Annotated in this window: 13 protein-coding genes; 4 read left to right on the top strand and 9 right to left on the bottom strand. The window is 40.9% G+C overall.

Annotated features, from left to right (window positions below; genetic code table 11):
- Positions 1–9: 9 nt before the first annotated feature.
- The 4 genes from ABID23_RS04605 to ABID23_RS04590 form a co-directional block, all read right to left on the bottom strand.
- The gene (locus tag ABID23_RS04605; RefSeq protein ID WP_354189796.1) at positions 10–801 is read right to left on the bottom strand and encodes a lambda exonuclease family protein; all 792 of its coding nucleotides are present in this window, start codon (positions 799–801) and stop codon (positions 10–12) included.
- Between the two features lie 1,216 nt (positions 802–2,017).
- On the bottom strand, positions 2,018–2,215 hold the full coding sequence (locus tag ABID23_RS04600; protein ID WP_354189794.1) for a hypothetical protein: 198 nt from the start codon (positions 2,213–2,215) through the stop codon (positions 2,018–2,020).
- A gap of 4 nt (positions 2,216–2,219) precedes the next feature.
- A complete protein-coding gene (locus tag ABID23_RS04595; protein ID WP_354189792.1) occupies positions 2,220–2,609 on the bottom strand; it encodes a hypothetical protein in 390 nt (129 codons plus the stop codon).
- Between the two features lie 311 nt (positions 2,610–2,920).
- Positions 2,921–3,238, bottom strand: coding sequence for an XRE family transcriptional regulator (locus tag ABID23_RS04590; protein ID WP_354189790.1), 318 nt, complete (start codon positions 3,236–3,238; stop codon positions 2,921–2,923).
- A gap of 449 nt (positions 3,239–3,687) precedes the next feature.
- Here ABID23_RS04590 and ABID23_RS04585 point away from each other — a divergent pair, with 449 nt between their 5' ends.
- The 3 genes from ABID23_RS04585 (at position 3,688) to ABID23_RS04575 (ending at position 7,583) form a co-directional block, all read left to right on the top strand.
- Positions 3,688–4,689, top strand: a complete 1,002-nt coding sequence (locus ABID23_RS04585; RefSeq protein ID WP_354189788.1) for a YdaU family protein — start codon at positions 3,688–3,690, stop codon at positions 4,687–4,689.
- A 233-nt stretch (positions 4,690–4,922) separates the two neighbouring features.
- A complete protein-coding gene (locus ABID23_RS04580) occupies positions 4,923–6,794 on the top strand; it encodes a bifunctional DNA primase/helicase (protein WP_354189820.1) in 1,872 nt (623 codons plus the stop codon).
- Positions 6,795–6,998: 204 nt separating this feature from the next.
- Positions 6,999–7,583, top strand: a complete 585-nt coding sequence (locus ABID23_RS04575) for a hypothetical protein (RefSeq protein ID WP_354189786.1) — start codon at positions 6,999–7,001, stop codon at positions 7,581–7,583.
- A gap of 131 nt (positions 7,584–7,714) precedes the next feature.
- Here ABID23_RS04575 and ABID23_RS04570 read toward each other — a convergent pair whose 3' ends face one another.
- Positions 7,715–7,861: a hypothetical protein gene (locus ABID23_RS04570; protein WP_354189784.1), complete on the bottom strand. Its 147-nt coding sequence runs from the start codon at positions 7,859–7,861 to the stop codon at positions 7,715–7,717.
- Positions 7,862–7,931: 70 nt separating this feature from the next.
- Positions 7,932–8,081: a hypothetical protein gene (locus tag ABID23_RS04565; protein ID WP_354189782.1), complete on the bottom strand. Its 150-nt coding sequence runs from the start codon at positions 8,079–8,081 to the stop codon at positions 7,932–7,934.
- A gap of 2,139 nt (positions 8,082–10,220) precedes the next feature.
- Here ABID23_RS04565 and ABID23_RS04560 point away from each other — a divergent pair.
- Positions 10,221–10,451 carry a hypothetical protein gene (locus ABID23_RS04560; RefSeq protein WP_354189780.1) on the top strand — a complete coding sequence of 77 codons (231 nt, stop codon included), beginning with the start codon at positions 10,221–10,223 and terminating at the stop codon, positions 10,449–10,451.
- Positions 10,452–13,334: 2,883 nt separating this feature from the next.
- Here ABID23_RS04560 and ABID23_RS04555 read toward each other — a convergent pair.
- The 3 genes from ABID23_RS04555 to ABID23_RS04545 form a co-directional block, all read right to left on the bottom strand.
- Entirely contained in the window at positions 13,335–13,766 is a 432-nt protein-coding gene (locus ABID23_RS04555) for a hypothetical protein (protein ID WP_354189778.1), read from the bottom strand.
- A gap of 240 nt (positions 13,767–14,006) precedes the next feature.
- A complete protein-coding gene (locus tag ABID23_RS04550; RefSeq protein ID WP_354189776.1) occupies positions 14,007–14,330 on the bottom strand; it encodes a hypothetical protein in 324 nt (107 codons plus the stop codon).
- Between the two features lie 230 nt (positions 14,331–14,560).
- Positions 14,561–14,842, bottom strand: coding sequence for a hypothetical protein (locus ABID23_RS04545; RefSeq protein ID WP_354189774.1), 282 nt, complete (start codon positions 14,840–14,842; stop codon positions 14,561–14,563).
- Positions 14,843–15,100: the final 258 nt, after the last annotated feature.

The raw sequence follows: 15,100 nt of genomic DNA, 5'->3' as shown, positions 1-15,100 counted from the left end.
TCGCGCACGCTAAACAGCTCCCCGCCTTCTCTTGCCACGCATTATTCTCGTTTTATTTCCCCGCCTCTTATTCCGCCCTACCACATCAACACCCACTCTTCTCTCACCCAGCCGCCGCCCTGCTTTTTTCTCCGGCTGCTGACATGTTTGATCTTCTAAAGCATTGACTATTCTGATGCTAAATCCTGTTTCAGCCGACTTAATTTTGTGCACCATATGCTCCAATTCCTCATTAAAACGGTTAATTGCACCCTCAAGCTTGCGAATATAAACATCATCCCGATAAGCACGCTTAATAAGAGGCGGCATATCTGGCCAATAAAGCATCAAATCCACCCACTCACGTTCAGCAATCCATAACCCTCCCTGACATTGTGCTTTATGCTCTGCCGGAAAATCATTTTTGTAGAAATGAGGAATAAGGATTTCCGGTTTTTTTGTTTTAATTTCCAACACGCCGTTTGTCCCAACAAAAGCATCCGGAGAAAATCCTTTCATGCGATCATCTGCAAGAACAAACCCAACACATTCCGGCTCTGTGTGCGTAAGCGTTCGATAAAGAATCCGTGCCCTTGGTTCTAACTCTATTCCCCGTCGCATAGCCAATGTTGTGCCCTCATCAACAGTTTTTCCAGTGATTCTTTCACCAGCAAGTTTCATCATCACGGCATGATATTTTGAAGTTTTTTGCCCTTGTTTTTTTTGTGCCATCACCATTTCAAACAAAGAAGCTGTCATCAACCCATTGCGTGCTTTTTTCCATTCTTCTGTTCCCTGAATACAATCGATAATCATTGGCATGATCTTTCTCCCCCTGTTACAAAACATTTTGTCTCACAATAATTTTGTCATTTTGCCTTAAAACGCTTTTTTGATGAAACCCTTCAGATCTTTCCAACCGCATTTTTTCCAACATTCGCTATTTTGGAGTTGAACAATTTTTTCAAAACATATAAAGCTTGCTTTTCTATAATCTCGTCCGTTTTTTCACAAAGTATCTCCCCACCTTCACTGCACAAACTGCCCCAAACCGCTTCTCACAAACCCACTGCCCCACGAACCAAACACCCCACAGCTTTGGAACCTCTCACATCCCCTCCGCATCTACTTCCGCATTTTCCACATTCCCCACAATGCCACCAAAACCATAGAGCAACATTTTGCTGCTTAAACAAAACGCTGCCACACAAAATCGCTCTCTATGATGCCACCTCAATCAAGCGCCCCGAACACCACCAAGACACCTCCCAAACATCTGCCCCTCATAGATCTCACTGGATACACCCCCAACCTTATCGGAATTCCCACCTTCACCGCACAAACTCCCCCGCAGACCTCACCGCTCCATATCTCGAACGCCACAAAAACATCTGCCCCATCACAAATGCCCCCAAACATCTCTTCACAGACCGCCCCTCCCAAATATCTACCTCCTCACAAACCCACTGCCCCACGAACCAAACACCCCACAGCTTTGGAACCTCTCACATCCCCTCCGCATCTACTTCCGCATTTTCCACATTCCCCACAATGCCACCAAAACCATAAAGCAACATTTTGCTGCTTAAACAAAACGCTGCCACACAAAATCGCTCTCTATGATGCCACCTCAATCAAGCGCCCCGAACACCACCAAGACACCTCCCAAACATCTGCCCCTCATAGATCTCACTGGATACACCCCCAACCTTATCGGAATTCCCACCTTCACCGCACAAACTCCCCCGCAGACCTCACCGCTCCATATCTCGAACGCCACAAAAACATCTGCCCCATCACAAATGCCCCCAAACATCTCTTCACAGACCGCCCCTCCCAAATATCTACCTCCTCACAAACCCACTGCCCCACGAACCAAACACCCCACAGCTTTGGAACCTCTCACATCCCCTCCGCATCTACTTCCGCATTTTCCACATTCCCCACAATGCCACCAAAACCATAGAGCAACATTTTGCTGCCTAAACAAAACGCCCCACCACACAAAATCGCTCTCCATTGATGGGGCTAAAAAGTTTCACTCATGCTGCTGCACGACACAAAAATCATCTCGGCAATATTTGAGTGCCAAATTTTCTGCAACACGCATGGCATCCTTTTTTGACATATAAAGAATTGCCTGATGTTTTTGAGATTCAAGTTTGATGGTATTTTGAATATTTCCAGCGTAATAAAGCGGAAACCCCTGATAAAAAGTTTTGAGATAATGTGCCATTTTCTTACCACCAGTAATCATTTAAGACATCACAAGGGCGCAAACGGTGCTGTTTTTCGTAAGATCCATAGATACGATCATCATAATCGCGTGCCACTTGTGCATTGAGATAGTCATGATAAGCATCACTATTGAGAATGAATGGCTGAAGTTGTGTATTTTGGTCGTTTATTTCATAATTTTCGACATAAGCCTCAGCAAATTGTTCCGTAATATCCTCGGCGTGAAGTGTTGTAAGATCAAGACGCAAAAGTCTGTAAAGCGTTTCATACTCCTCAATCAGTTCGAGTCCTTCTTCAATTTGATCAACGGGCCCTTCATAGACCTCATTTTTTCCATCTTCACAAAGAATAACGATGATCTCATCCTCTTTAACGAATGGAATATTTTTCATATTTCCCCCCCTTAGATAGTTTATAAAGCCCCACTTTGTCTTGACAAGGCCGAATATAGCGTTAGTCTTATATCCTCTATTAGGGAGATGTCAATTATTTTTATCCTCGAAAAAAGATATATTTTGAATCATTATGATGTTCAAACGACATATGTGAATGAAAGCTTGTTTTATTTTATCTACGCTATGCTCCGTGTCGTTCTCTATTTGTTCTTAATTAATGTAACCATCATAGACAGGAGGACTAAAAATGAGTGATTTAGAATTGATAGAGGAATGGTGCAAGCTTGATTTAAAAACACAAAAAGATATTATTTTGGCGCTTCGCCGATTGGTCTGCGCAAAAGAGTTAAAATCGCCTGCCTCTCCTCAGGAGAAAGCTTTGAAATCAGATCGATAAATTCTTTATCTTCGGGGCTCGCCCCCTGTCCATAGAGAATATAATTCATACTGATATCAATTTCATGACAAATCCGTGCGAGGGATTCAATTGTCGGTTCTTTTCCCTCGCTGAGAATGGAATGAAGATACCCAGCACCTTTACCGGCTGCGAGGGATACAGACCTCTTTGACCTTCCACTTTTTTCAAGAGCAGTCTTTAATCTTTGTCGCCAACCATCAATATCCATGTTTTCACCATATAGCGCATCTTTTAAAAAAAACATGTCCTTTTTATAAAACGGACTTGCATTATCCTCTAAAAAGGATAGAATTAAGGCAGCCAGTTTTGCATTTTATAAAGGGGGTATAAACATTTATTTTCAAGTTACCAGAACATTGTACCACCCAAAGGACGCCCAAAGGTACTCGCTGAAAACGCCCTCTATTTAAAAATATTTCATTCTTTATCCTTTGCGATCGACATAATGCCCAAACTTTAAGACTGATCCATCTCCATGAGGCAAATATCTACTGTCTTGATGAAATGATTTCATAGTGCCTATCATTTAACAGAAGCAGCCGCAACAAGATGAAAAGAGCAAACGAAACAACGACAACCCAATTTCCATAGATATTACGATATCTTATCTGATTTTTTTTAACGGGAATGAGAGAAAAAAAGAAAGTGGATTGAAACATGACACAAGTCAATGAATCAAAAACGTCTTACTATGAATCATCTACGCTTCCTTATGTTTGTTGGTATCAAAATGATTTTCTAGGAGGCGTGCGTGGAATGCGCGCCCATGAAATTGGAATTTATACGATTCTTCTTAATGAAATGTATGCCCGCGGTCGTCCATTAGAGCTCTCATCGGAACGGTTAGCGCGTCTTTGCGGCTGTGACAAGCGAACATTTTTGAATGTTTTAAAAATGTTAATCGAAGAGGGAAAGATTTTAAAATTAGACAATGGTTTGTGGAATAAGCGTTGTGAAAATATCTTTCATGAGCGTGCAAAATTGCTTGAACAAAAATCCTTTGCGGGGCGTTCATCGGCTAAAAAACGCAAAAAAATCAATGATCAACTTCAACATCTGCTCAACGAGAAAGCAAGGAATGATCAACAAAGCTCAGAAGCTCAGAAGAGAGAAGAAAATGAAACACCTAACGGTGTTTTAGAAAAGAAAAATTGTTTAATGGGGACAAAAGAGGAGAGAGGACAGACAAAAACGCCAGCAAGCCCAAAAAGTCCCCCATCAAGCGCCCCCTTACAACAACACACCCCAACAAATGCAGAAAGCCATGCGCACACAGTGCCACATCATGCTCCCACAACCACAGCTTCTATGCCCACAAGTGCACGCAGCAAAACGAAAAGCCGCACCACAATTCTCAAAGGACAACGCCTTCCCGCTGATTGGAAAGCCGATATTGATGCGGCAATTGCCGAAGGGTTAAGTGAAGAGCAAGCCCATTGGCAAGAAAGAAAATTTCGCGATTACTGGCACGCCAAAAGTGGCAAAGAAGCATTCAAGGTCGACTGGCAAGCCACATGGCGCAATTGGTTTCGCCGAGAAATTGAACGTTTAAAAGAACACCAAGAAAAACTTGCTGTTTTATCCTCGCCCCCTTCCTCCAAACCACATTGCAACGACAATGATACCCTGTATCGGAGTTTGATTAATTATCACACATGAGCATGATTTCTGAGAGCAACAACTACCCTCACCAACCAACAGCGCAAAACTGCCACCATCACCGCAATGCTTCTGCCAGCATGCACAAAACATCCTTAAAAAAACCTCTGACCTCTCATCGAACAACCAAGAAAGAACCCTAAAATCAAACCGCAACGCACATCGGCACACCAAACCACAAACCCAAACTTCGAGATAAAACATAACCCTAGAATGCAACCACTGATATGACCATGAGCACCATTTTTGAGATCAAACAAAAACTTTTCCTACAAGCAGAAACTATCGCCGCAATGCTGCTGCCACGGGGGCAAAAACGTGGCAATAATTGGATCGTCGGAAATACACACGGTGAAGCAGGACAAAGCCTATCGGTTTGTTTAAGCGGCAGTAAAGCAGGGCTTTGGTATGACTTTGCAGAAGGCAGAGGCGGTGACCTTTTAGATCTGTGGTGTGAAGTGAAAAATATCAGCCTCTCTCAAGCCTTAGAAGAAGCCCGTTCCATACTGAATCTCACACGCCCCAAACCCTTTATGGCGCCTCATCGTTCTTATCAACGTCCCACTCTGCCCACAGAGAGAACACCACAAAATTTAGTAAAAACCTACTTAAATAAAGAGCGCGCTATTCCTTTTGAAATTTTAAAGCGTTACCGCATAGGAGAAAATGGCGATAAGATCATTTTCCCCTTTTATAAGCCTGACGGGACTCTCGCCTTGGTCAAAGAACGCCAAGCGCAAGCGGGAGCAAAAACAAAACCAACGACCTCACAATGTGAACCCATTTTGTTCGGTTGGCAAGCACTTTACCCCACATCCGCACACCACGCACCCGCATCCCCTGTCTCTCAAAATAAAGATTTTTCTTCAAAAAACCGGACGATTGTCATCACCGAAGGAGAAATCGATGCCCTTTCCTTAGCCGCTTATGGATACCCAGCAGTATCGGTACCATTTGGAGGCGGTACGGGGGGCAAACACAATTGGATTGAAAATGAATTTGATCATTTAGACGTTTTTGAAACCATTTTTTTAGCCACCGATATGGATAAACCAGGTGAAGAAGCAGCACATTACATTGCCAGCAGGCTTGGGCGTCATCGTTGTTACCGTGTACGCCTCCCCCGCAAAGATGCCAATGACTGTTTAACAGCTGGCATTGATAGCGCCACCATAGCCGCCACCTTTGCATCCGCAAAAAGCTTTGCCCCAGAAGGCTTACGACGCGCCTCAGACTATAAAGATCAAGTGATCGGATTATTTTGGCCAGAGCCCGAACAGCATCTTGGCTATACCGTTCCCTACCCCAAGCTCAATGGCAAATTACATTTTCGCCCCGCAGAATTAACCCTGTGGAGCGGTGCGAGCGGTGCGGGAAAAAGCCAATTGTTATCAGACTGCATTCCCCATTGGATTTCACAAAAGAGTCGTCTTTGTTTAGCTTCTTTAGAAATGAAAGGAGAACAATCGCTGCGCCGTTTAACGAAACAAACAGGAGGTCTAGAACAACCAACAAAAGAGATGATTGAACGGATTTTGAATTTTTTAGATGATGGGCTTATTCTTTATGAACATGTTGGTAAATCGAGTGTGGACGCCTTACTCGATGTATTTGACTATTGCCGCGCTCGCTACGGCTGTGATCAATTCATCATCGACAGTTTAATGCGCCTAGGCATTGCCTCTGATGATTATAGCGGGCAAGAACAAGCCGTTTATAAAATCATTGATTGGACGATTTTGCACAATGTGCATATTCATCTTGTCGCCCATGCACGCAAAGGCGGTTTAGACATTCCCGGCACAGAAGACATCAAAGGTGCCTCCGAAATTGGTGCCAATGCCTTTAATATCATCACCATTTGGCGCAATCGTTCCCTAGAAGACAAAATTTTTTCTGCATCATTAAAAGAAGAAAAAGAGGATCTCGCTACACGCCCAGGCGTTATTATGAATATTGCCAAACAACGTTCTGGTGATTTTGAAGGAAAGGTTGGTCTTTGGTTTGACCAAAAGACCTATCGCTATCGCTGTTCCTCCTCCCTTCCCTTAACGCCACGTCGTTATATTGAACGCCCAGACAAAACCCCCAAACAACAACCATAGAACGCCCCAGCGCAGGTGTCTCTGACAAACCCCTCCACTTAAGACATCCCCCCTCTTGTCCCCATCCATTTTCCCTTAAGAGATCCCCATTCTTTCAAAAAACCCCATTATTTTAAATAACACCAGCATAAAAACGTTCTTCGCCAAACATAAAGGGCAGTTCTTTGACGATAGAAACAAATTTATAATTTTTGAGGAGATGATATGAAGCATCCACATAAAACAGACAATAAAGATGAAAGAAACCCAACGGTTTCTCTCTCCCACCCTCGCCAAGAGAAACAACCTCTTGGTCACTTAAAGACACAAGAAATCACGATTGAAACGAGCAACCCTTATTTTCAATCCTCTCATCCAGAAAGCGCCAACAACCCGCGCACGATAAAAGCCACGGCCAATGCGCACAGCCGCCCTATTGCACTTTTATATGCGAAAGGTCACATCAGCAAAGCACAATATAAAGCAGCAGAGCGTTTTTATGTTTACTGGCGTCACAGTCAGGCAGATCTTCACATGAGTCCAGACTACAGGCGTGAAAAGGTTGAGTCCAGCCAAGGCTATATCCACCCCATTGAACGCCAAATAGAGGCCTCCAATCATTTAAAAACGGTCAAGGTGCACCTTGGTATACTTGGTTATTCTCTTGTAGAAAAGGTTGTGGGTTACGATCAAGCGATCAAAGAATTAAGCACCTCCAAACGCAAACAAAACTCCCTTGCAGACCATTTACGGGATTGTTTAGACTTACTCGCTTTTCACTGGGGCTATGCAACACGCAAGGACCTCTGAATCCCCCCAAACCATCCAGAATAGAAGCTATAACACCAACTAAACATACAAGCAGTAACACGCGTATAATCCGCCCCTATATGGTAAAACAAGACGACAATAGAAAGGAGACAACCGTGGGAAAAGAAACGTCACCAAGCCAACGTCCCCACATCTGTAACCGCTGCCCCCGCATCGGTAAACCACGCCCCGCGCCCATTGACAAACACCATATGCCCCACCAGCCAACAGCTCAAAACTTCTGTCACACACCAACCTAAAATACCACACAAAAACACCCAACGCCTCAACAACCACACACCAACAAACGCAGAAAACCCTACACACCCACATTCACATCCCCCGCATCTATAATTCCCCTATACACCCGCGCAGGCGCACACAGAAAAATGGCCCCTTATTGCCGCCCATACGCGTACAGAAAATCCCTCCTAACCACAAATCAACACACGCAGCAAGCCACATACCCACAGTGATACCTCCTGCCTCAACAACCACATATCATGCTCTAACAACCACAACTCTCATACCCACATTCACACGCAACAAAACGAAAATCCACACCATGATTCTCAAAGGGCAGCCCCTTCCAGCTCATTGAAAAGCCGATATTGATGCAGAAACTGCCGAAAGATTAAGTGAAAAGCAAACCCATTGGCAAGAAAAGAAATTTTGCGATTATCGACACGTCAAAAATGACAAAGAAGCGTTCAAGATCGACTGGCAAGCCACGTGGCATAATTTCACACGGCGCCATTATTTTCATCAAGAGATTGAACAGCGAAAAGAACATCAAGAAAAGCGCGCTTATTTATCCCCACACGCCTCCTAGAAAATCATTTTGATACCAAAAAACGCAGTAAGCCACACGCCACAGTAACACCTCCCATCCCAACACCATACGTCCCCATGCCCACATTCACACGCAGCAAAATAGAAAGTCCCCCCGCACCCGAATCGGCACACCGTATCCCTACATAGGCACCCCCGCATCCACATCAGAAACCCCTGCACCATAAGCGATAATCTTTCTGAAAATCATCACTATCGATGAGTGTTTACCCTTTTAAAGCTTTGCCGTTTTTTAGATTTTGACAATATTCTTAATCTGCTCAGATCTTCATTCATCAAATCGATAGCATTTTGCTTACTATTTTGCTCATACATTCATAAATCTGCAAACTTATTTTTCTCATTGAAGTGCTCATAGAGACAAAGAATCAAAGTATTTTTCACAATGACCCCATGATTGCTCATAGCATTCTAAAAAACGATGGAAAAGCATAGTATAAAAGCAGTATATTTTAGAATAAAGCACACCCTAAACTGAGAAAAACAATATTCATTAAACTATTTTTCCTTTAGAGTGCTTCACTATGTTGCTTTTTTCGGCACAAGAATTTTAATGGTACAAACCCTATAAAAACTTTCACAAACAAAATAAATTGGGAAAAAGACAAAATAAAAACACCAAAATGGACTCATTGCTATAGATTTTCATGCCTTTTGCTATTATAGTCATTGGATAATCTTATAAAAATTTTTCCAATATTGAGGTTTCAAGATCAACAGAGTGTGTAACAACAAACTCATATAAGTATAAAATCAATTCATTTGGCTATTTTTACCTGACGAACAGAATACGCCATATCCCTTACGGGATGCATCCCATTTTTTATGGAATACATCCCGCCACTTTATAGGATTCATCCATCCCTCATGGGATGTATCCTAGCCCTTAAAGGATGCATTTTAAACCCTCCAAAATGCGTCCTTTTTCCATGGGACGTATCCTACCCCTCATAGAATACGTCCCGCTCTTTAAGATGTCCCCGACCCCTCATCAGGACATCTTAATCTTTATGGGATGCATTCTAAACCCTCACAGAATACATCCCGCTCTTTATGAGATATACCCTAACCCTCATAAGTATATCTCAATCTCTATGGGGCGTATCCTAAACCCTCACAGAATACGCCCCAACTTTCATGGAATGCATTCTAGCCCTCAAAAAATGCATCCCACTCTTTAAGATGTGCCTTAACCCTCATCAGGACATCTCAATCTCTATGGGATGCATTCTAGCCCTCAAAAAATGCATCCCGCCCTTTATGAGATATACCCTAACCCTCACAAGTACATCTCAATCTCTATGGGACGTATCCTAAACCCTCACAGAATACGTCCCAACTTTCATGGGATGCATTCTAGCCTTCAAAGAACGCATCCCGCTCCTCATGGGATATGCCCTAACCCTCATAGGCATACCCCAAACTTTATGGGATACATCCCAAACCCTCACAGGATGTATCCAACGTTCCTACACGATATGTTTCGTTTTTATGCGGACTCTCCTTTTATTAAGTCAGAAAGCACAACAGAAATTGACCACCACAATTCTTTTTTACCCAATATATGAGTCTATGGACCAAAACTTTCAAACACACTTTTATGCATTCTATAAATAGAGCTCAAAAGAATTAATTAAGGCAATTAATAGTAAAATTTTGTCAATTTAGAGGCAAAATGCATTCTTTTTTATGAATATTGCATTTTTACTATAATCGTTTACAATATACTAACGTATAATCCATTTTGATATTTACTATTTGTAAATAAATATTAGGAGAAGAACTATGAACATCAGATATTTTTTTATGGCGAGTGCCATTACCAGTGTATTGACACTCGCTCTTCAAGAGTCTGATCGTATAGTCAATAAAAAACCCTCTCCTATTGTTGCTCCTTATACTGCTCATGAAAGCGATTTACATAATCATGGATCAGTAAGTGGCGCATTGGATACATTGAATATACTGGAAACAGACAGTAAGAGTGGAGTACAACAAACCGAAATAAATGATTGAGTAATTAAGAAAGTATAAATATATTTTATATTAGTAAAAAAAACTTATCGCACTCTAATCTTCTCTATATAAGTTCTTTTTATACGAGACAGAAGAGAGAATGGAGAATGGTTTTTAAAGAAAATCTACAGTACTATTAAATATTAAGCACTGTTAAATATTAAAAGGCCTTGTTTTTCTGAGGCCTTTTTATTTTATCATCACTGATATTGTTTTACATCCCATACTATTTTTGTTCTCGTTTGCTTCTAAGGGAGAAATTCTCTCACAATTTGCCATTCCCCATACGCCACTGGAAAATACCCACGCCCTAAGCGTAACGCCTCACATCCCCACCATAACACCCTGCTCTACTGGAGAATCATCGTCTGCATTCCCTGCCCCTGCTCCCCTAACAACCCCGCACCCTAAGAGTCTGCACCATCACACCCCACACCATTGGCAAAACACCTCGCCATTGATCACAAAAAATCCCTCCCATGCCTAAATTATCCTCAATTTTTTCACAAAACTGCCATTGTTTTTTATTTTTTCAATTTTCTTGTCTTGATTCGTGCAAAGTCCTTAACCTTAATATAAAGAAGCGACTTCATTTTCTCGAAAAATAAGAAGCCATAAACGTATCAATTTCCATATCAAGAAATATGTACGCACCATCTTTTAGAGAGAAAAATCAAGACAGCCCAGTCCTCGAAGAACTTTCACCTCTGCATCTTCATCACATACAGGAATTCGCAATTCTTGTTTTTTCTGCTCAACCATTTTTTTTTATGATAAGCGCATTTTTTATGACATCATTTACGCTCTCTAACGCTAAAAAGACTGATAGCCACCCCTTTTATAAGATAAACTCTCTGCAAGGCATTTCAGCAAATGGTAACTGAATTGCTCTTTCTTACGCCTTTTTCCTTGCCATAATCACAACAAGTTGAAGATGAATTTTTTCAAGAGCTGTCTTTTGGAGACTTTTACGGAAACCAAATCTCCCCCCCCTCTTGACATTTATGATAAGGTCAAAAAATCTCAACATCACCAAGCAATGCCAAAACCGTAAGAATCAGCAAAACAAAAAATGCTGCATTGGTCTCATCCCTTCCCCATGACAATGGGCTTTTTTCAAACTATGATATTTGAGGCGCCCCGCCATTGATGCCTTCTTTCAAATCTTGTAGCCATTCTGACCAAAACATCATCAATCGCAACCAGCCTACTAACAGCCCCTTCCGAAAATGATTTTATTGTTTTTTACTATTTTCATTGCTGTCATAGCGAACAGAAACCTCAGCAATATCGTTAACTTTATCAGCCCATCTTATCAATTTGGGCATCAAGATAGAGAACGATGTTACCAATATCAGCAAATCATATTTGAAAGATCATCAACGCTATTTAAAATATGTTGAATATCTTACACTGGGGCTATATTCACGGGTTTCCCCATATTGAAGGATCAACATTTTATAAAATGCTAAAATCATCAGTCATTGATTCATCAAACAGTTGGATTAAACACCCACGAACCGTTTCTACAAAAATTTCCAATCCGCTTCACCACAAAACACAGACATCCCATGGTCAAAATTGCCAGATGATAAGGATAAATTATTAGGAAAAAAGCAAAGGAATACAGTATTCGTGAACAATCTGCAATAAAATTGCGAGAAATTTTTGTTGCTTTCATCATGATACATCACTCTTGGCACTCTGATAAAAAGCACGCCATGCTTCCCTCTTCCTCCAGCTTCTAGCAATCACCCAAATTCTTAAATACTGTTGCCCCTTTCATGACCAAAATAATCACCGGCCTCATCCTCCTCATAGAAGCCTCCTTGCTCCCACATCTGCCCCCCTGATATTACCTTCATAAAACTTTAGCCCCCACAAAAACAACATACTCATGGGCGTAGATTGCTCTGTTATTTTATCACGCTTTTCCCTTCTCCAATCATATCGTCGTTCTTTTCTCTCACTCTTTTGGACAAAGTCATACAAAACGAACACGGGTATAAAACCATAAAAAATATTGAAAAGCAGAGACGAATAAAAAACACCCCATTTTATAAAGCAATTTTTCATTTCTCCCCGTAGTATTGGAATTTATTTCAAAATAACCTATGGCTTTATAGTAGCAAATCACCACTTCTCCCTTGATGATAAGCCCCAATCACATAAGATTCTCTCATCACCCATCATCTCATATGAAGCAAGTAAAATCACGTGCTTAGATGTTACAAAAAGAACTGGCATAATGGTGCCAGCATAACGAAGCTGGTATAAAAGAGCTAACATAACGGGGCTGACATAAGGGGCAAAACCATACGAGATAAAAATACCTTTTAGGAATCATCTTCATGCAAGGGGTGATATAACACGCGCAATTTTTTTACAGAAAATAATGACGCCAATTTACTTCTTCATAAGAGTAAATCAATAGATCTATACCACTCACAAACGCCGTCGCGAAATGGACTTGGAAATATTGAGACATATCTGCGAAAACACGTGAAGATACAACTGGGGGTTTGCTTTACAAACATGCCCAAAAGCGTGAAAAAAGCAACGCACAAACTCCATCATTAAAAAGACATTTCCTGAGACAGTTTTGAAAAGTTGTAAAACGAAATGAACAAAAAAGAGGAGCGAGACATATTTATTCTTAAAACTTCATATTCTCCGCCAATAAAGCTGTCTTCCCGTTTGCAAAATGATACCAACAAAAATACGCAATATATTTGTTCCCATTGCGCACACAAAAACGACAATAAAGAAAGCGCGCATCCCCTCAATCTCTGTCTTGAAAATGCTGCTACCGTTGAGCAAACATGGCTGAAACCATTAGGATTGAATATTAACTTACAAGCAACAACAAGAGCATGCACGCGCTCACACATACTTAAGGAAACAATGGCACAAAAAGTACAATGTATTGGCCTTAGATTGATACTGGCTTTTATCGAGACGATAAATTATTTTTCTTGTTTTCTGATTTCCGCTTCTAATTTCTAGATATTTTTTCAACAAATATCCCAATAGGATATAAAGAACCAATATAACAGGTATCAAGACAACCACCCCCGCTGTAATGACTTCTAGCACAACAAAAACAGCGAAAAGAGTATAGTCCTCCCAAACAGTGAGCAACCAGCGTGCCATAATGGGGATAAAAAGAACCGCTCTGCCCACCACGATGATCACACTGATATAGAAGATTATTCTCAAATCCCTGAAAGAGAAAAAGACGTGTTTAAGCGAAAAATGCGGCATTTCTTTTCGATATGATGAATCTTTATACTTCATGCTTTCTTCTTTTTTCATGAGAGTAAATTTTCATAAATCTCAAACAGTATAGATATTTTTCATGGCTCTTTTTAATGTTTTGCTCACCCTATAGTAAACGACCAAACGCTTGATAAAAGAATAATACAGTGCCACAATGACGATACTTAACAAAACATCACAAACCATCCCGAATAATAAAATAAGGAATGGAATCACCATCGTCCACAAGCCTAACACAATAAATCCCCCCCTTTTGTTTTATTGATCAACGTGTTGTTACTGTTTCAGCTCTTCCAAGCGTTGCAGTTTTTTATTCAAATAAAAAGTTACGATTGCTCTGAGTATAAAAATAACAGGGAGCGTGACCAGAACACACGCCGATACAAAAACACTCACAAGAGCGATTCTAAGCTGGTTTTCAATAGACTTTCCTATCAAATTCCAAAAAGCTATATAAACATAAACTTTTACAGCAATCATCATAAAAGATATAATCGATACAATGAGATAATCTTTCCGCGAAAAAGCAGTCCATTTTTTAAGTGAAAAAACGCTTTCACCTGTATGCAGTTTTTTGTTCAGGATTTGATTTTTTTGCACACTCTCATTGCTTTCAGGATGCTAAAAACGCTGCGGTTACTCTTTCATCAAATGTTTTTGTTTTTTCCATTTATAGTATAGGCTCGCACGCTTTATAAAGGAATAATAAGGTGCGATAACAAGCATATTGATAAAAATAGTAAGAACTGTGACTCCTATAAGGAAAAGACACCAAATCGGAATAAAAAAAGAAAAACGATCGCGTCCATAACATTGAAGATCCCATCCGTTTATCTTTTTATTTCCGTGACATCTTCAGATTTTTGCATCGCTTTTTCTGATTGACGCTCACGGATTCTACGGATTCCCCACAGGATAGGCAAAGGTGTAAGAAAACACACCCAAATCAAAACGGGGAGCAGAAAAATCAAAGACCCCACATGCACCCACCTTTCCCAATGCAACACCTGGTCCATTGGTTTTGCACGTGCAGAAGCTTCAACAACCATGATCATAAGAAATGTATAGAATATGACAAAGAAGTTGTGCGCGACTATTTTTTTATTTTTCAAAAAAAACAGCCTTAGATTTTTTGTACGAAAAGCAACGGAATTTTTTAAGACACACAAAATTTTCCCCCTTCATTTTCCCCTTTTTTACCCCCATTGTCGTAAGAAAATTTAATCCGCCCTTTACTGTATAAAGAATCTCTTTGTTTGACTCAACACTTTATTGCTTTCATCCACTTTTATCCGCATTTATATATAAGCCCTGCATACTCCATAGCATCCATATACCCCAGCACGCATCTCACCTAAACTGTTTCTTAA

It is taken from the genome of Bartonella silvatica (assembly GCF_040545155.1).
Lineage (GTDB): Bacteria > Pseudomonadota > Alphaproteobacteria > Rhizobiales > Rhizobiaceae > Bartonella > Bartonella silvatica.
This window is presented reverse-complemented; position numbering and strand designations above follow the sequence as displayed.